The sequence below is a fragment of the Pseudoflavonifractor sp. MSJ-30 genome (assembly GCF_018918045.1).
Classification (GTDB): domain Bacteria; phylum Bacillota; class Clostridia; order Oscillospirales; family Oscillospiraceae; genus Faecousia.
In genome coordinates this window covers 1-17762 of record NZ_JAHLPU010000034.1, presented here as the reverse complement: position 1 = coordinate 17762, position 17762 = coordinate 1, and the positions used below count along the sequence as shown (strand labels likewise).

Here is a 17762-nt window from a genome sequence, read left to right as displayed (position 1 = left end):
ATTTTTAAAAATGCAATTCCTTTTTTATAAATTTTTGATTTCCGTATATTTCCTCTTTTGACTGGCGAAACTGAAGCCGAAAGGGGGCATTCCATGGGCTATTACGGACAAACGGAGGAACTGATCCGGCGCTCCGGGGCGGAGGCCAGACGTCTGGGCCACAGCTATGTGGGCTCGGTGCATCTGCTGCTGGCACTGTGCCAGATGTCCGGCGGCACGGCCCAGCTGCTGCGGTCATTCGGCATCGAGCCGGAATTCCTGCGGCAGCTGACCATGCTGCTCTATGGCGTCGGCCGGGCGGAGCTGCCCCTTCCCCAGGGACTGACCCGGGCGGCCAGAAGAATTTTGCGTCAGGCGGCCCGGGAAGCGAAACATCAGGGATTCCGGGAGGCGCGGCCTGCCCATGTGCTGCTGGCTATGGCCAGAGTGGAAGATAGCGGTGCAAGCCAGCTGCTGAAAACCTGCGGCGTCAGTGCGGACGCACTGTTCACCCATACGCTGGAGTATCTGTTTCAGGACGTACCCCGGCTGCGGGGCGGAAAAAAGGAGGGAGTATCTACGAAACTTTTGGAGCAATTCAGTGAGGATCTGGTCCAGAAAGCCGTGAATATGGATCCCGTCATCGGACGGGAGAAGGAGATCGATACGGTGGTGGGGATCCTGTGCCGGAAGAACAAGAATAACCCCGCCCTGATTGGGGAGCCGGGAGTGGGAAAGACGGCTATTGCCGAGGGCCTGGCCCAGCGGATGGCCGTGGGCAACGTGCCGCCCCAGTTAAAAGAAAAGCGCCTCTACAGCCTGAATATGGCAAGCCTGGTGGCGGGTACCAAGTACCGGGGGGAATTTGAGGAGCGGCTGCGGGATGTGCTGGCGGAGATCCGGCGCAGCGGGGACGTGATTCTCTTTGTGGACGAAATGCATACCATTGTCGGGGCCGGCGCGGCGGAGGGGGCCATTGACGCCGCCAATATTCTGAAACCTGCCCTGGGCCGGGGAGAGCTGCAAATGGTGGGAGCCACTACCCGGGAGGAGTACCGGAAATATATTGAAAAGGATGCCGCCCTGGAGCGGCGATTTCGCCCTGTAAGCGTGGAGGAGCCGGATGGGGAGACGGCGCTGGAAATTCTCCGGGCGCTGAAACCCGGCCTGGAACGCCACCACAGACTGCGGATCACGGAAGAGGCTATGCGGGAGGCGGTGCGGCTGTCTGTCCGGTATCTTCCGGACCTGTACCTGCCGGATAAGGCCATCGACCTGCTGGATGAGGGCGCGGCCCGGGCAAAAATGGAGGAGACGACCTGCACCCGTGGTTCCTCCGCCCGGAAAGAATTGGAGGAGGAACTGCGGGAGGCGGTGCGGGAGCGGCGGTTTGAGCGGGCGGCAGAGCTGCGGGATAAGGTCCAGAATCTGATGGAGCGTGCCCCGGACGGCAAGCGGGCCCGGGCGGTGACGGCGGCGGATATTGCCTGGGTGGTCTCCGCCCGGACAGGGATTCCCGTGGGCCGTTTGACGGCAGGGGAGCGAGAACGCCTGCTGAATCTGGAAGGACTGCTGTCTGCCCACGTCATGGGCCAGCCCAAGGCGGTGAAAACCGTGGCGGAGGCGGTGCGGCGAGGTTTTTCCGGCATCCGTGACGCTGGCCGCCCCATTGCCTGTCTGCTTTTTACCGGGCCAACCGGTGTAGGGAAGACCGAGCTGTGCCGGGCGCTTGCCACAGAGGTCTACGGAAGCGCGGATGCCATGCTGCGGCTGGATATGACGGAGTATATGGAAAAACATTCCGTGTCCCGGCTGATCGGCGCGCCCCCGGGCTATGTAGGCTATGAGGAAGGCGGCAAGCTGACAGAGGCAGTCCGCAGACGGCCCTATTCCCTGGTGCTGCTGGATGAGCTGGAAAAGGCCCACCCGGAGGTGCTGGGCCTGCTGCTGCAAATTATGGAGGAGGGGGAGCTGACGGATTCCACCGGGCGGCATGTCAGCTTCAAGAATACCATTGTGGTCATGACCTCCAATGTAGGCGGCAGCCTTCGGGGCGAGGGGCTTGGCTTCTGCTCGGACGGAAAGAAGGGCCTCTTCGTCCAGGCACTGCAGGACCAGTTTACGCCGGAATTTCTGGGTCGTCTGGACGCCACGGTGTTCTTCGACCCACTGGGGGAGAGCGCCATGGAGGCCATCGCCCAGAAATATCTGCGGCAGCTGGAGCAGCGCAGCGCCGCCGCCGGAATCCAGCTGGTGCTCCCCAACGGCCTTTCTCAAGCGCTGAGCAGCCGCTGCGGAGGGAAGGACGGAGCGCGGCAGCTGCGCCGGCTGGTGCAGACCGAGGTAGAGGACGCACTGGCCATGTTCCTGCTGCGCTGTCCCCGAAAGCCCGGCAGGGTCCGGTCACGGCTGGAGGACGGAAAGCTGCGGTTTGGCGCCTGAATCGACAGAATAACTGAACACACGTTTGAAAATACGGGGAAAAATAGGCTTTTCCAGAGAATTCCGGGAGGGTTTCGCAAAAAACGATTGATTTTTTTCGGAAGAGGATTTATACTGTACAAAAATGGAGTGGAATGGATGTAAAGTGGAGGATTAGGGAAAGGCGGTGAGACAGTGATCGGCAAATACGCAGCCCGGACGGACGACAAGAATCGGCTTATCGTCCCGGCGAAGCTCCGGAAGGAGCTGGGCGAGAGCTTTTATGTGACCCTCGGGGTGAACTGCGGTCACCGCTGTCTCACCGTCTATACCGCGGAGGAGTGGCAGCGTCTCAGCGAGAACTTCAACGCCCTGAGCATCTCTCAGCGGGCGGGAGCCACCAGCCTGATCTTCATGAACGCCGCGGAATGCACTCCGGACAAGCAGTTCCGTTTTACCCTGACGCCTTTCCTGCAGACCTACGCCGGGATTGACCGGGACGTCATGATTGTGGGCCGGGCAGGCCAGGCGGAGATATGGGACGCGGCGGAATTCCAGAGGTTTGAGGAAGAAAATCTGACGCCCGAAAAATTGTTGGCATCCTTGGAGGCAATCGGACTATGAGCGAATTTCATCACGTTTCCGTCCTCCTGGACGAATGCATCGAGGGCCTGAACATCAAGCCTGACGGGATCTATGTGGACGGCACCCTGGGCGGCGCGGGCCACTCCTGTCACATCTCCGAGAGGCTGACCACCGGGCGGCTCATCGGCATCGACCGGGACCCTGTGGCCCTGGAGGCCGCGGGAAAGCGGTTGGAGCCCTTTGCGGACAGAGTGACCCTGGTACACTCCAATTTCTGCCGTATGGGAGAGGTCCTGCGGGATCTGGGTATTTCCGGTGTGGACGGCATTTTGCTGGATTTGGGCGTTTCTTCCCCCCAATTGGATGACGGCAGCAGAGGCTTCTCCTATATGACGGATGCCCCGCTGGATATGCGCATGGACAATGGAGACGCGCTGACTGCCGATGCGGTGGTCAATACCTGGTCCTATGAAGAACTGAAGCGGATCCTCTATGACTACGGTGAGGAGCGCTACGCCCCGGCCATTGCGGCGGCCATCGTCCGCAGGCGGGAGAATACCCCTATCCGAACGACTTTGGAACTTGTGGATGTGATCCGCTCCGCCATGCCCCCCGCTGCCCTGCGGGAAAAACAGCATCCGGCAAAGCGAACCTTTCAGGCCATCCGCATTGCGGTAAATGACGAATTGAATTCCGTGGCGAAAGCCATGGATGCCGCCATTCCCTGCCTGAATCCCGGTGGACGGCTGGCGGTGATCACCTTCCATTCTCTGGAGGATCGGATCGTGAAAAACGCCATGGCAGCCGCGGCCAAGGGCTGCATCTGCCCGCCGGAATTCCCGGTGTGCGTCTGCGGCCGGAAGCCCCAGGTGACGGTACTTACCCGGAAGCCCATCGTGTCCGGCAAGGAAGAGCTGGAGCGGAACCCCAGAGCAAGGAGCGCAAAGCTGCGCGTTTGTGAGAAACGATAACATTGGCCGGAGGCAAAACATGGATCAGAAACCTGTTATTCAATATGTTGGCCAGTTTTATGTATACGGCAGCGAAGTAAAAGCGCCGAAGAAGAAGCAAACTCCGAAAAAGGCCGTCCTGCCGAAGCTGAAGCCCGGCAAGGAACGCCGCGTTTACGTGGACCCTGTAGCTGTAGGCGGTATTGCGCTTGCTGTAGTGGTGCTGATTGCCCTGGTGGTCGGTGCCTTGCAGCTTACCGCCTGCATGCAGGGCTATAACGAGGCCGTGGATACGCTGACGGAGCTGAAGCGGGAAAACGCCAAGCTGGAGCATGCCTACCGTACCTCCCTGAACCTGGATGCGGTGCGGGAGCAGGCAGAGAAGCTGGGCATGATCCCCGCTGAGGACGCCGAGCATATCAGCATTCGGGTCACGGTGCCCGAGCGTGCCCAGGAGCCTACGGCCTGGGAGAATTTCCTCTGGTTCCTGTCCGGCCTGCTGGCCCAGACGGAGGAAACGCCCTGAGAGCATGAAGCCATCCGCTCAGGCATATACTCAAAACGGCAGCTGCGAATGGGCGGCGAGGGATTCCCTTGCCGCCCATTTTAAAAGTCATCCGCTGCCGGAAGGGGTATCGCCTTGGGAAAACCAATTTATCGCAGGGTACGTATGGACAGTGCCCAGCACTGGCGGATCCGACTGACGGCGCTGATGCTTGGCGTGCTGGGCTTTCTGACTGTGGCGGCACGACTGTACCGGCTGATGGTGGTGGATTATGACTATTACGCCGCCAAGGCCCTGAACAATCAGACCCGTTCCACGGCGGCGGCTTCCAACCGGGGCTATGTGTACGATCGGAACATGAATATTCTGGCGGCGTCTCAGAGCGTGGAGAATGTCTATTTGGACCCTCATGAGCTGAAGCAGTCCCAGGCGGACCTGACGCGGATCGCCGCCTTTCTTAGCCCGCTGCTGGAAAGGGATGCCCGGTGGATTCTGGAGCAGGGACAGGATCTCCGCCGTCGCTATAAACAAGTGGGCAGCCGTATCCCGGAGGACACCGCCGCGAAGATCCGGGACTACATTCAGGAAGAGAACATTTCCGGCATCCACCTGGAGCCGGCCGCCCTGCGGACCTATCCATTTGAAACGTTGGCCGCCCAGGTCATTGGCTTTACCAATCTATCCGGCCAGGGCAGCGAGGGCATTGAGGCGGCCTACGACAGCTTCCTCTCCGGAAAGACCGGAAAAGTGATTACCACCAAGGGCAATAACGAAATGGATATGCCCTTTTCCTATGAGAATTTTACGGCATCCCAGACGGGCTGCAGCGTAGTGCTGACCTTGGATGCCACGATCCAGGAGATCCTGGAAAAGCAGCTCCGGGCGGCCATAGACCGCTATGATGTGCGCAACGGTGCCTTCGGACTGGTCATGAACTGCAAGACCGGGGAGATTCTGGCCATGGCAACGCTTGGCAGCTATGACCCCAATGACTACCAGCTGGTGTGGGACGAAGATGTGCGGGCCGCCCTGGAGAAAGCCCAAAGCACCTATACCCAGTACCCTCAGGGAAGCGCGGAATATCTTCAGGGGAAGCAGAGCTATGAGACAGCACTGACCCAGGCGCGGCTGAAGCAGTGGCGCAACCGGGTCCTGTCCGACGGCTACGAGCCGGGGTCTACCTTCAAGGCGCTGACCATGGCGGCAGCTCTGGACTGCGGTGCCATTGATCTGAATACCTCCTTCTATTGTAAGGGCGCCGAGCAGATTCCCGGACGGTCCCAGTTGCTGCACTGCTGGCGTGCTGCCGGTCATGGATCGGAAAAAACGCCCCAGGCCCTGCAGAACTCCTGTAACCTGGCTTTCGCCCACATCGCTCTGAAATTGGGGGGCGAGCGGTTTTATGACTATGTGAAGACCTTCGGTATTCTGGAGAAAACCGGCATCGATCTGTCCGGCGAGAGCAAGGGCGTGTTTTTCGACAAGGCTCTGGTGACAAACACCGACAAATGGGGCACGGCCAGCCTGACCTCCGGCTCCTTCGGCCAGACTTTCAAGATCACGCCCTTGCAGCTGGTCCGGGCCATCGCCTCCGTGGTCAACGGCGGGAATCTTCTGGAGCCCTACATCGTCTCCGAGGTCATCGACAAGGACGGCAATACGGTTCTGAAGCAGGAGCCTACGGTGGTGCGCCGGACCATTTCGCCGCGGACCTCCGAGACCATGCGGACGCTCATTCGCTCCGTGGTGACGGAGGGAACCGCGAAAAACGCCAGTGTTGCGGGCTTTTCCATTGGAGGAAAAACCGGAACCAGCGAGAAAATTGACGTTTTTGATGAAAACTGCCAGCGTGTTCTGGATAAAATTGTCTCCTTCGTGGGGATTGCGCCAATGGAAGATCCGGAGTATATTGTATTGGCGGCCCTGGACACGCCGTCGAGAAGTACCGGCATTTATATTTCCGGCGGCGTTATGGCGGCGCCCACCGTGGGGGCCGTTATGACGGATATCCTGCCCTACCTGGGTGTCCGGCGGAATTATACCGAAGACGACCTGCCCGGGCGGCAGATCCTCCTGCCGGATTGCGCGGGACTGTCAGCGAAAGAAGCGCAGGAGCTTTTGAAAGATTCCGGGCTGTCTTCCCGGTGCGTTGGCAGCGGGGAGACGGTCACAGGACAGATCCCGGCGGCGGGGATGAGCCTGCCCGGCGGCAGTGAGGTTTTGCTGTACTTCGGAGAGACGCCGGAGGAAAGGCTGGTCACAGTGCCGGATTTTCTGGGCAAGACCCGCCAGCAGGCCGCCGACCTGGCGGGGACGCTGGGGCTGTATATTCTGGCGTCCGGCAATCCGGATACGGCAGCAGGCGTCACGGCCATTTCTCAGGACATGGCGGCGGGGACTCAGGTACGCGCCGGAACAACGATTACAATTCGCTTTGCCGACGGTTCGGCAGAAGATTAGAGATACAGGAGCGTTTTATATGAAACTACGAGAGCTTTTGCAGGGGGTAGCGGTGCTGGAAATCCACGCCGACCCGGAGACGGAGATCACCTCCATTGCCTATGATTCCAGAAAAGCAGAGCCGGGATGTCTGTTCGCGGCCATTTCCGGCTTTGCCTCCGATGGGAACCGATTCATCCCCATGGCGCTGGAAAAAGGGGCCGCGGCGGTCATTACCGCCAGGAAGCCGGAAGAGGATGTGCCCTATGTACTGGTGGCTTCCGACCGGCTGGCCCTGGCCCGGACGGCCTGTAATTTCTATGGAAATCCGGCCACATCCATGAAGCTTATCGGCATTACGGGCACCAACGGAAAGACCTCCGTGACGCTGCTTCTGAAATCCGTCCTGGAGCAGACCAGGGGGGCAAAGGTTGGACTCGTGGGCACCATGGGCAATATGATCGGCCAGGAGGCCGTTGCTTCGGACCGGACGACCCCGGAAAGCCTGGAGCTGCAGCAGCTCTTTGCCCGGATGCGGGATGCCGGCTGCCGGTATGCCGTTATGGAGGTATCCAGCCATGCCATTGCGTTGGACCGCATCGGGGGCGTTCACTATGACGTGGCGGCCTTTACCAACCTGACGGAGGACCATCTGGATTTCCACAAGACCATGGATGCCTATTGCGACGCCAAAGCGGAGCTGTTCCGCCGCTGTGATCGGGCAGTCGTCAATCAGGACGACCCATACGCCTCCCGGATACTCGGGGCAGCCGCATGCCCGGTACTGACGGTATCGGCACACAGTGAAGCCGGGCTGTACGCCAAAGACATTGCCCTCCATGCTCAGGGTGTGGAGTTTACGGCGGTTTGCGCAGAGGAGACGGCGCATGTGGCAGTGCCCATTCCGGGACGGTTTACGGTTTATAACGCCCTGACAGTGCTGGGTGTGGCGAAGCAGCTGGGCATTTCTCTCGCCGAATGCGCCGAAGCCATGGGAAAGGTTTCCGGCGTCAAGGGACGCATTGAGGTGGTTCCCACCCCCGGAATGCCCTATACGGTGCTGATCGACTACGCCCATACACCGGATGGCCTGGAAAAAGTTTTGCTGTCCGTGCGGGACTTCTGCAAGGGGCGGCTGATCGCGGTGTTCGGCTGCGGCGGCGACCGGGACCCGATGAAACGGCCCATTATGGGAAAGATCGGCGTCAAAAACGCGGATATTGCCGTCATTACCTCTGACAATCCCCGGACGGAGGAGCCTATGGCCATCATAGAGGACATTCTGAAGGGCGTTTCCCCGGATATGGGGGAATATACCGTTATTGAAGATCGGCGCAAGGCCATCAGATACGCTATGGACATTGGCAAAAAAAATGATATAATTGTATTGGCAGGAAAGGGCCATGAAACATATCAGGATATCGGTGGACATAAGTATCATCTGGACGAACGGGAAGAGGTCCAATCTTACCTGTCGGAATTGAGGAAATCGCATGAGTAAAATATCCCTGAAGCAGGCGGCTGCCTGGTGCGGCGGCACTGTGGAAGAAAAGTACGCGGATATCGAATTTTTGGGTGCCAACAATGACACCCGGACCTTGCAGCCCGGCCAGCTGTTTCTGGCTCTGCAGGGTGCCCGGGACGGGCACGACTTTATCCCCGCCGCCATGGAAAAAGGGGCGGCTGCCGTGCTGTGTACCCACAGCGTGGGGGATTATCCGGCAATCATCGTCAAGGATGTGCGTCTGGCCCTGGGAGACATCGCCCGGGGAGAGCGTGAGCGCATCGGCATGAAGGTGGTTGGCGTCACCGGCTCCGTGGGCAAGAGCACTACAAAAGAGATGATCGCTGCAGTGCTGGAAAAGACCTATCGTACGGCCAAGACCCCGGTGAACCACAACAATGATATCGGTATGCCCATGGCGATTCTGGGCATGCCCGCGGATACGGAGGTTGCCGTGCTGGAAATGGGCATGAACCACTTCCGGGAAATGGCGTATCTGTCCTCCATCGGGAAACCGGATATCGCCGTGATCGTCAATATTGGTACGGCCCATATTGAGTACCTGGGCAGCCAGACGGGGATCCGTCAGGCGAAGATGGAAATTGTGGAGGGAATGCCCGAAAACGGCACCCTGCTGCTCAATGGGGACGACCGGATGCTGCGGGATCTGGACCAGATCCCCGGGCAGCGCATCGTCTATTTCGGGGCCGATGAGGGCTGCGCCGTGCGCTGCCGGGAGATCGTCAACGCCGTGGACGGCCTGCGGTTTCGGGTGACCTACGGAGACGAGAGTTTTTCCGTTATCATGAATCTGGAGGGCCGCCATTTTGTCAGCGACGCCATGGCAGCCGTGGCGGTGGGTCTGGAAATGGGTGTGCCCGAGGAAAGGATCCGGCAGGGCCTGCGCTCCTTCCGGAATCTGGCCGGGCGGCAGGAGACCCTGCGCGCTTACGGCTATACCCTGATCAAGGACTGCTATAATGCGGGCCCTGAATCCATGGAAGCGGCGCTGAAGGTGCTGGGGGAGAAGCAGGGACGGAAAATCGCCGTTCTGGGCGATATGCTGGAGCTGGGCGACCGTGCCGCCGCGGAGCACTACCGCATTGGCCGCATTGCCGCGGAGCGGGTGGACTTCGTGCTGGCCTACGGCGACTGTGCGGATCGGGTCATCGGCGGCTGTATTACCGGAGGTATGCCGGACAGCCGTGCCCAGGCTTTTAAGGATCAGCAGGCATTGTCCTGCGAACTGCAGCGCATTGCCAGGCCCGGAGATGTGATCCTGTTTAAGGGCAGTCACAGCATGCACATGGAGCGTGTATTGGACGCCTTTATGAAATACGAAAAAGACCTGAACGGAGGAGATCCCGTATGATCCGAATTCTGCTTACCGCGGCTGTCTGCTGCGGTGTATCTGCCCTGCTGGGCCATTTTCTGCTGCCGGTGCTTCGGGCGCTGAAGGCCGGGCAGTCTGTTCGCTCCATTGGCCCCACCTGGCATAACAACAAGGCGGGTACCCCGCTGATGATGGGCCTGATGTTCATCGGCGGTACGCTGATCTGCCTGCTGGTCAATCTGGCCTTCGGTATGACGGACTACACCCCCTTCTATGTTTACGCCCTGGCCTTCTGCTTCGGCGCCGTGGGTTTCCTGGATGACTATTGCAAGGTCAAGAAAAAGCGGGACATGGGTCTGACGGCCATTCAAAAGTCCCTGCTGCAGATGGCGGTATCTGCGGTGTTCCTGTACGTGCTGTACAGAGAGGGCGTCCTGACCTGCGACCTGTACATTCCCTTCTGGAACGTCCGGTTCTATATCCACCCGGCGTTCTTCGTCCTCTTTGCCATGTTTGTCATTGTGGGCACCGTCAACGCTGTGAACCTGACTGACGGCATCGATGGCCTGAGCGCTTCCGTGACCATTCCGGTCATGGTATTCTTCGTTGCCGCGTCCGTCGCTCTGGGCAGAGAAAATCTGGCGCTGCTGCCCGCCTGCATGATCGGCGGCCTGCTTGCCTATCTGCGCCTGAACTGGCACCCCGCAAAGGCATTCATGGGCGATACCGGCTCTCTGTTCATGGGCGGAATCGTCTGCGGCCTGGCCTTTGCCCTGGATATTCCTCTGGTCCTGATTTTGGCGGGCTTTGTCTACATTGTGGAGACCCTTTCCGTGATCCTTCAGGTGACCTATTTCAAGGCGACCCACGGCAAGCGCCTGTTCAAGATGTCCCCCATCCACCATCATTTTGAAATGAGCGGCTGGAAGGAAGAAAAAATCGTGCTGACCTTTGCGGCCGTGTCTGCCGTCATGTGTCTGATCGCCTGGTTCAGCATTTCCGGCCTGACCCATTAACGATTCTGAAAGGAGCGTCATATGGCGGGAGCGAAGCTCTTTGCCAAAGAGGACCGCCAAAACGGCGCAGCTGTGGACATTCCATTTCTGGTCCTGACGCTCCTGCTGCTGACGGTGGGGCTTGCGGTGCTGTATTCCGCAAGCTCGGCCCAAAGCGCCTATGACACCCGCTACACCATGACCACCCGGTATCTGCAGAAACAGGCCGTGTGCGCTGGGCTGGGGCTGATTGCCATGTGGGCCTTCAGCCGTATTCCGGCAATTGTCTGGTACAGATTGGCCTGGCCCATTTACTTTGTCAGCATCGTGCTTCTGCTGAGCGTGCTTGTGATCGGTCAGCAGGTGAACGGTGCGAAGCGCTGGATCAATATCGCGGGGCTTCAGTTCCAGCCATCGGAAGTGGCGAAATTTGCCATGATCGTCTTGCTTTCCCGGCTGACCCTGAACTATGGGGAAAAGGCAAAGCGCTTCCGCTTCGGCGTCCTTGGCTTCGGCGGGGCGCTGCTGGGAATTCTGGTGCCGCTGGCACTGGAAAAGCATTTGAGCGCCATTATGCTCATGGGCATGGTGGCGGTGGTCATGATGTATATCGCCGGGACCCATCCCAAGTGGCTTCTGCTGGGGGCAGCGGGCGCGGCGGTATTCCTGCTGGTGTATATCCGGTTTATGGGCTACGCCGGCGACCGGGTGACTGCCTGGCGGCATCCGGAGCTGGACCCCGGGGATACGGGGTATCAGATCCTGCAATCCCTTTATGCCATCGGCTCCGGCGGCTTTTTCGGCCTGGGGCCGGGCAAGAGCAGACAGAAGTATCTCTATCTGCCGTTTCAGTATAACGACTATATCTTTGCCATCGTCTGCGAGGAATTGGGCCTTGTGGGCGCGCTGGGCATTATGGCGCCGTTCGCGCTGCTGATTTTCCGGGGCTACCGCATCGCGCGGCAGGCGGAGAATCGTTTTTCCACGGCTCTGGCCGCGGGGCTTATCAGCCTGATCGCGGTGCAGACCATTCTGAACTTGTGCGTTGTCACGAATCTTCTGCCCTCCACCGGCATTGCGCTGCCATTCTTTTCCTATGGCGGCACGGCGCTGGCGGTGAATCTGGGGGAGATGGGGATCGTGCTGAATATATCCCGTTCCGGGAAGAAAAGAACCATTCAGGAGGCAGCAAATTGAATTTTGTTTTTACTTGCGGCGGTACCGCCGGACATATTAACCCCGCCATCGCCATTGCCAACGAAATGCGGCAGCGGCACCCGGACTGCAAGGTCCTGTTCATCGGTGCCGTAGGCCATATGGAGGAAAAGCTGGTGCCTCAGGCGGGCTATGAGCTGCGGACTCTGCCGGGCTCCGGCCTGAGCCGCAAAAAGACGCTGGCGGGCCTGAAGCAGAATATCCACGCCGTCAACTGCGTGCTGCAGGCGGTTTCCGCCTGCAAGAAGATTTTTCGGGAATTCCAGCCGGATGTGATCATTGGTACCGGCGGCTATGCCAGCTTCCCGGCTCTCTATGCCGGAAGCAAAATGGGCATCCCCACCTGCGTCCACGAGTCCAACGCCGTGCCCGGTGTTACCACAAAGATGATCGCCAACCGGGCCAGCCGGGTGCTGGTGGCCTTTGAGGAGAGTGTCAAATACTACAGCCATCCCGAAAGGGTGGAGGTTGTAGGTATGCCGGTGCAGCAGGGCTTTTTGTACAACGACAAGGCCAGTGCCCGGAAGGAGTTGGGCCTGGGAGACAAGCCTGTGGTGCTCTCCGCTTTCGGCAGCCTGGGCGCAAAGCATATGAATGAGATCGTAGCCGAGCTCATGTGCCTGGAAAAAGAGGCGGGCTATCCCCTCCACCATATCCACGCCACCGGCGGTTTCGGCTGGGAATGGATGCCGGAGCTTTTGGAAAAGGACGGTCTGGATTTGCCCCATACCCCCAGCATCGATATGCGGGAGTATATCTACGATATGCCTGTGGAGATGGCGGCGGCAGACGTTGTCATCAGCCGTTCCGGCGCGGCTACCTGCAATGAGATCGGCGTTTCCGGAACACCAAGCATTCTGATCCCGTCTCCCAATGTGACCAATAACCATCAGGAGCACAATGCCCGGCTGCTGTCCGACAGAGACGCCGCCGTGACCATTCTGGAAAAGGACTGCACGGCACAGGTGCTTTTTGATGAGATCAACCGCCTGCTGGCAGATCCGGAGCGGCGGGAGAATATGAGCAAGACACTGAAAACCATGGTGCGCGTCGATTCTGCCCAGCGCATCTGCGACATCGCCGAGGAACTGACCAAGGCCTGAACAAGGCCCGGAGGAACATAGCATGGATACAAACGAAAACAACCGGGAAGCGGTACGGAAAGCGCCGAAGCAGAGCGCGCCCAGAATGAGCGCTTCCGATGTCGGCGGGCGGCCCCGCCGCCCGGGGGAAGCGGCAGACCGTCCCCGGAAGAGGGAACCGGAAAAGACCGGAAACCCACAGGGAAGTCAGGCGCCCAGGCGCCGCCCGTCCCAAAGCGGAGCGAAGGGCGACCGGCGTTCCGGCCAGCAGAGAAATGCCCAGACGGAGGAACGCCCCCGGCAGCCGAGGCCAAGACCTGCCGCCGCGGCAGAGGGCCAGAGCGCCCGTCGCACGCCTACTGAGCCCCGGAAGCGTACACAGGCGTCATCCGACCGGAAGCCCAGACAAAATACGGGAGATTCCGGCTACCAGCCCTACCGCCGGGCAAACCAGAAGCGGAAGGCTCAGCGGTCTATGGATGTAAAGACCTTCTTCTCCGCCCAGAATCCGGTGCTCAAGTGGTTTGAAAAGGTCCGCTACAGCAAGGACAGCTTTGCCGAGAATTCGGATATTGCCCGGCAGCGTAAGGAATACCGGGCGGCGGAAGAGGAAAAGCGACGCAGACGCCAGAACCGCCTGAATACGCCTGCCGTTATCTACACCCAGCCCGCGTCCTTCAACCGGGACCGGTTGATTGTGCAGCTCATCACGGTTCTGGCTGTGGTGGCGGCATTCATGATCGGCCTTTCCGTGTTTTTCAAGGTGAAGGTCATCACGGTTTCCGGCGCGGGTGTTTACAGCCCTTATTCCATTCAGGAGGCATCCGGCATTTCAGAGGGAGACAATCTTCTGACCTTCAGCCGAGCCCGGGCCACCAGCCAGATTTTGGCAAAGCTGCCCTATGTAAAAAGTGTTAGAATTGGAATAAAATTACCGGATACGGTTAATATTGAAATCAAGGAAGACAGCATTGTCTACGCCATTCAGGATGACACAGGCATCTGGTGGCTCATGAGTGCGGAGGGCAAAGTCACGGAAATGGCCAACACCGTCCGGGCCAGCCAATACACCCAAATCACGGGCCTGACTATTTCGGATCCCGTGGTGGGCCAGACCGCTGTCGCCACAGAGCGGGCGGTGCAGACCGACGCCACAGATCCTTCCGCCGGCTCGGAGGAGACGACGCTGCCAACCGTTGCGCCCTCCAACGTTGTGACGGGTGCCCAGAAGATGGATGTCTTGCTGGAAGTCCTGAAGGCTCTGGAGAACAACGATATTGTAGGTTCCGTTGCCAGTATCGATATTACCTACCTTGATGATATCATCCTCTGGTATGGCACCCAGTATCAGGTGAATCTTGGCGATGGCGCGGACACCACCCACAGCATCGATTACCGCATTGCCTGCATGTATGATGCCATTCTGCAGATGGCGGAGTATACTACGGGCATTCTGGATGTGAGCTTTACCATCCGGGAGGACCAGGTCGTTTTGACGCCCTTCAGCTCCTGAGCGGATGATTCCAAGGAAAAATCCATGAAATTTTTGTGGATTTCAAAGATTTTCTATTGACCAATCCACCATAACAAGCTAAAATAGAAAGGTACGATTCGGATATTATGCAGAAGCGGTCGGGCTCAAACTGCAAAAAGATACATAGGAGGAAAGAATGTATGTCTGAAACCATTCAGGATCGCGTCGTCAAGATCAAGGTGATCGGCGTTGGCGGCGCTGGCAATAATGTTATCAACCGGATGATCGAGTCCGGTGTCAGCGGTGTGGAATTTGTGGCCGTGAATACGGATAAGCAGGACCTTAACAAGTCCGTTTGCAAGAACAAGGTGCAGATCGGTGAGAAGCTGACGGGCGGCATGGGCGCGGGCTCCAAGCCTGAAATTGGCAAGAAGTCCGCCGAGGAGAGCCGTTCCACCTTGGCCCAGACCCTGGAAGGGACGGACATGGTATTCATCACCGCCGGTATGGGCGGCGGCACCGGCACCGGCGCGGCGCCCGTTGTGGCGGAGCTTGCCCATGAGGCTGGCATTCTGACCGTTGGCGTTGTGACCAAGCCCTTCAAATTTGAGGGCGCAAACCGGATGCGTCAGGCCGAGCAGGGCATTGCCGACCTGAAGGGCAAGGTAGACTCCCTGATCATCATCCCCAATGACCGCCTGAAATACGTTACCGACCAGAAAATCACCTTTGCCAATGCGTTTGGCATTGCGGACGATGTTCTGAAGCAGGCTGTTACTTCCATCTCTGAGTTGGTCGGGTTCTCCAAAAATGTTATCATCAACCTGGACTTTGCGGACGTTTCCGCCGTCATGAAGTCCGCCGGCCGTGCCCATATGGGTGTTGGCGCCGCCTCCGGCCGGGAGAAGGCCGAGCAGGCTGCTACTGCCGCCGTTTCCAGCCCCCTGCTGGAGACCTCCATCAACGGCGCTACCGGTGTGCTCATTAACATTACCGGCTCTTCCGAGATGACTCTGGACGATGTGGAGACCGCCGCCGGGATCGTGCAGGAAGCTGCCAACCCCGATGCGAACATTATCTTCGGCGCCACCTGCTCGGAGGATTGCCAGGATGAGATGCGGGTCACCGTCATCGCCACCGGTTTTGAGAATGCCGAGGGCAGCTTTGCCCCCAAGGCTGCTGCCGGTGTAGCCCCCGCCGATGATATCGGCGCGCCTCTGGCCGGTACTCAGAAGCCTGTCAAGTCCGGCGATATCAGCGATATTGACGAGATCTTCAGTATCTTCAAGAAGTAAATAAAGATCTTTCAGGGGCGGCTTTCAGCCGCCCCTTCAAAGTATATGGAGACGCTATGGACGCTTACAAAGATTTGGCGGTCAGCTATGACCGCTTGACCAGTGACGTGGACTATGAAGCCACGGTGAAATTCTACCGGCAGATTCTGAACGCCGAGAAGGTACATCCCAGAACGGCGGCGGACCTGGCCTGCGGTACCGGTTCCGTAACGGCGATTCTCGCAAAGATGGGCATTCCGACCACCGGTGTGGATATGTCTGAGGATATGCTGACGGTAGCCCAGCAGAAGACCATGGAGCTGACGCCCCGGCCATTCTTCTCCTGCCAACGGCTGGAGCGGCTGCGGCTGCCCAGGGCTGTGGATCTGGCGGTGTGCGCACTGGATAGTCTGGACTATATTACGGAGCCGGAAAAGTGCCGGGAGGCCATTCGGCGGGTCTATAGGGCGCTGAACCCCGGCGGTATCTTTATCTTTGACGTGAACACGCCGGAAAAACTCCGTGCTATGGACGGCCAGGTGTTCCTGGACGAGGACGACGATGTGTACTGCGTCTGGCGGGGGGAATTCGATGAGCAGACCAATATCTGTTCCTATGGTATGGATCTGTTCCAGCGGCAGGGAAAGCTCTGGAGCCGCTCTTTTGAGGAACACCGGGAGTATGCCTATTCTGCCGAGACACTGACGGACTACTTAAAGCAGGCGGGCTTCACAAGGATCGCCGTCTATGGCGACCGCCGTATGGCACCCCCTGAAAAATGGGAGCAGCGCATTTATATCAAAGCGAGAAAGGGAATTATCAAATGAGTGATTATCTGGTTCGCGGTATGAGCATGGATGGCTTCGTAAAGGTCGCCGCCATCCGCTCTACCGAGCTTGTGCAGCGGGGAGCGTCCATTCACAAGACCACGCCCAATGCCACGGCGGCCTTTGGACGGGCGTTGACGGCTGCCTCCATGATGGGCAATATGCAGAAGGTGGAAAACGGGTCTATGACCCTGCAGATCCGGGGCGGCGGCCCTATCGGCACCATTACGGTGGTGTCCGACGCTGTGGGCAATGTCCGGGGCTGTGTTACAGAGGCCAATGTACCTCTGGCTGAGAAATATCCCGGCAAGCTGGACGTGGGCGCAACCGTGGGCACAGACGGCACGCTGACGGTGATCCGGGATCTGCAGATGAAGGAACCGTATATCGGCTCCGTGCAGCTGGTGTCCGGTGAGATCGGCGATGATGTAACGGCCTACTTTGTCCAGAGTGAGCAGGTGCCCACCGCCTGCGCTCTGGGGGTTCTGGTGGACCGGGACCACAGCGTAAAGGTTGCCGGCGGTTATCTTATCCAACTATTGCCCGGCGCTCCGGATGAGATCATTGACAAGCTGGAAGCCGGCATTCAGCGCGCCGGTGCTGTGACGCCTATGCTGGAGCAGGGCATGACCCCGGAGGACATTCTGGGCCAGGTCTGCGGTGACCTGGGCGTGGTGTTCATGGAGACGGTGCCGGTTGCCTACAAATGCTATTGCAGCCGGGATCGGGTGGAACAGGCCCTCATCAGCCTGGGCCGGGAAGAGCTGGGGGACATCGTTCGAGACGGAAAGGCATTTCCGGTGGAGTGCCAGTTCTGTGATACTGTGTATACATTCACTCCGGAGGATATCCAGGCACTTCTGAAGAAGATTTGATTTTGGACAGGAAACGGTGGTATTTCCGCCGTTTCCTGCCTTGAAAAGTTTTTCGAAAAAATGGGATTTTTTGCTTGACAAAATGGTACCTCTCGTGTATAATACGTCTTGTCGCTGATGAGCAGTCGGAAGCGACAGCCGGTACGGGAGCATAGCTCAGCTGGGAGAGCATCTGCCTTACAAGCAGGAGGTCACAGGTTCGAGCCCTGTTGTTCCCACCATATATCTGGCCCGGTGGTGCAGTCGGTTAGCACGCCAGCCTGTCACGCTGGAGGTCGACGGTTCGAGTCCGTTCCGGGTCGCC

At 58.8% G+C, this 17762-nt stretch carries 14 protein-coding genes and 2 tRNA genes; all 16 read left to right on the top strand.

Features of this window, described 5'->3' with window-relative positions; translation table 11 throughout:
- Window positions 1–93 precede the first annotated feature (93 nt).
- Entirely contained in the window at window positions 94–2421 is a 2328-nt protein-coding gene (locus KQI10_RS05335; RefSeq protein WP_216566377.1) for an ATP-dependent Clp protease ATP-binding subunit, read from the top strand.
- Window positions 2422–2595: 174 nt separating this feature from the next.
- Window positions 2596–3024: a division/cell wall cluster transcriptional repressor MraZ gene (locus KQI10_RS11930; protein ID WP_216566376.1), complete on the top strand. Its 429-nt coding sequence runs from the start codon at window positions 2596–2598 to the stop codon at window positions 3022–3024.
- The gene (rsmH, locus tag KQI10_RS05325) at window positions 3021–3956 is read left to right on the top strand and encodes a 16S rRNA (cytosine(1402)-N(4))-methyltransferase RsmH (RefSeq protein ID WP_216566375.1); all 936 of its coding nucleotides are present in this window, start codon (window positions 3021–3023) and stop codon (window positions 3954–3956) included. The genes KQI10_RS11930 and rsmH overlap by 4 nt, the downstream gene beginning before the upstream one ends.
- Window positions 3957–3975: 19 nt before the next feature.
- Window positions 3976–4461, top strand: a complete 486-nt coding sequence (locus tag KQI10_RS05320) for a hypothetical protein (protein WP_216566374.1) — start codon at window positions 3976–3978, stop codon at window positions 4459–4461.
- Window positions 4462–4575: 114 nt separating this feature from the next.
- Window positions 4576–6900, top strand: coding sequence for a penicillin-binding transpeptidase domain-containing protein (locus tag KQI10_RS05315; protein ID WP_216566373.1), 2325 nt, complete (start codon window positions 4576–4578; stop codon window positions 6898–6900).
- Between the two features lie 19 nt (window positions 6901–6919).
- Window positions 6920–8380, top strand: a complete 1461-nt coding sequence (locus KQI10_RS05310; RefSeq protein ID WP_216566372.1) for a UDP-N-acetylmuramoyl-L-alanyl-D-glutamate--2,6-diaminopimelate ligase — start codon at window positions 6920–6922, stop codon at window positions 8378–8380.
- Window positions 8373–9755: a UDP-N-acetylmuramoyl-tripeptide--D-alanyl-D-alanine ligase gene (gene murF / locus KQI10_RS05305; RefSeq protein ID WP_216566371.1), complete on the top strand. Its 1383-nt coding sequence runs from the start codon at window positions 8373–8375 to the stop codon at window positions 9753–9755. Before KQI10_RS05310 ends, murF begins: the two co-directional genes overlap by 8 nt.
- Window positions 9752–10732, top strand: a complete 981-nt coding sequence (mraY, locus tag KQI10_RS05300) for a phospho-N-acetylmuramoyl-pentapeptide-transferase (RefSeq protein WP_216566370.1) — start codon at window positions 9752–9754, stop codon at window positions 10730–10732. The genes murF and mraY overlap by 4 nt, the downstream gene beginning before the upstream one ends.
- Before the next feature lie 21 nt (window positions 10733–10753).
- The gene (locus KQI10_RS05295; RefSeq protein ID WP_216566369.1) at window positions 10754–11908 is read left to right on the top strand and encodes an FtsW/RodA/SpoVE family cell cycle protein; all 1155 of its coding nucleotides are present in this window, start codon (window positions 10754–10756) and stop codon (window positions 11906–11908) included.
- The gene (locus tag KQI10_RS05290) at window positions 11905–13029 is read left to right on the top strand and encodes a glycosyltransferase (RefSeq protein WP_216566368.1); all 1125 of its coding nucleotides are present in this window, start codon (window positions 11905–11907) and stop codon (window positions 13027–13029) included. The genes KQI10_RS05295 and KQI10_RS05290 overlap by 4 nt, the downstream gene beginning before the upstream one ends.
- A gap of 22 nt (window positions 13030–13051) precedes the next feature.
- The gene (locus KQI10_RS05285; RefSeq protein WP_216566367.1) at window positions 13052–14521 is read left to right on the top strand and encodes an FtsQ-type POTRA domain-containing protein; all 1470 of its coding nucleotides are present in this window, start codon (window positions 13052–13054) and stop codon (window positions 14519–14521) included.
- 161 nt (window positions 14522–14682) lie between these two features.
- Window positions 14683–15777 carry a cell division protein FtsZ gene (gene ftsZ / locus KQI10_RS05280; protein WP_216566366.1) on the top strand — a complete coding sequence of 365 codons (1095 nt, stop codon included), beginning with the start codon at window positions 14683–14685 and terminating at the stop codon, window positions 15775–15777.
- A 56-nt stretch (window positions 15778–15833) separates the two neighbouring features.
- Entirely contained in the window at window positions 15834–16583 is a 750-nt protein-coding gene (locus KQI10_RS05275) for a class I SAM-dependent methyltransferase (RefSeq protein WP_216566365.1), read from the top strand.
- Complete coding sequence (gene hslO, locus KQI10_RS05270) at window positions 16580–17458, top strand: Hsp33 family molecular chaperone HslO (protein WP_216566364.1); 879 nt, start codon at window positions 16580–16582, stop codon at window positions 17456–17458. The genes KQI10_RS05275 and hslO overlap by 4 nt, the downstream gene beginning before the upstream one ends.
- A 145-nt stretch (window positions 17459–17603) precedes the next feature.
- A tRNA-Val gene (locus KQI10_RS05265) sits at window positions 17604–17679 on the top strand.
- A gap of 7 nt (window positions 17680–17686) precedes the next feature.
- Window positions 17687–17760 (top strand) — tRNA-Asp (locus KQI10_RS05260).
- Window positions 17761–17762 lie beyond the last annotated feature (2 nt).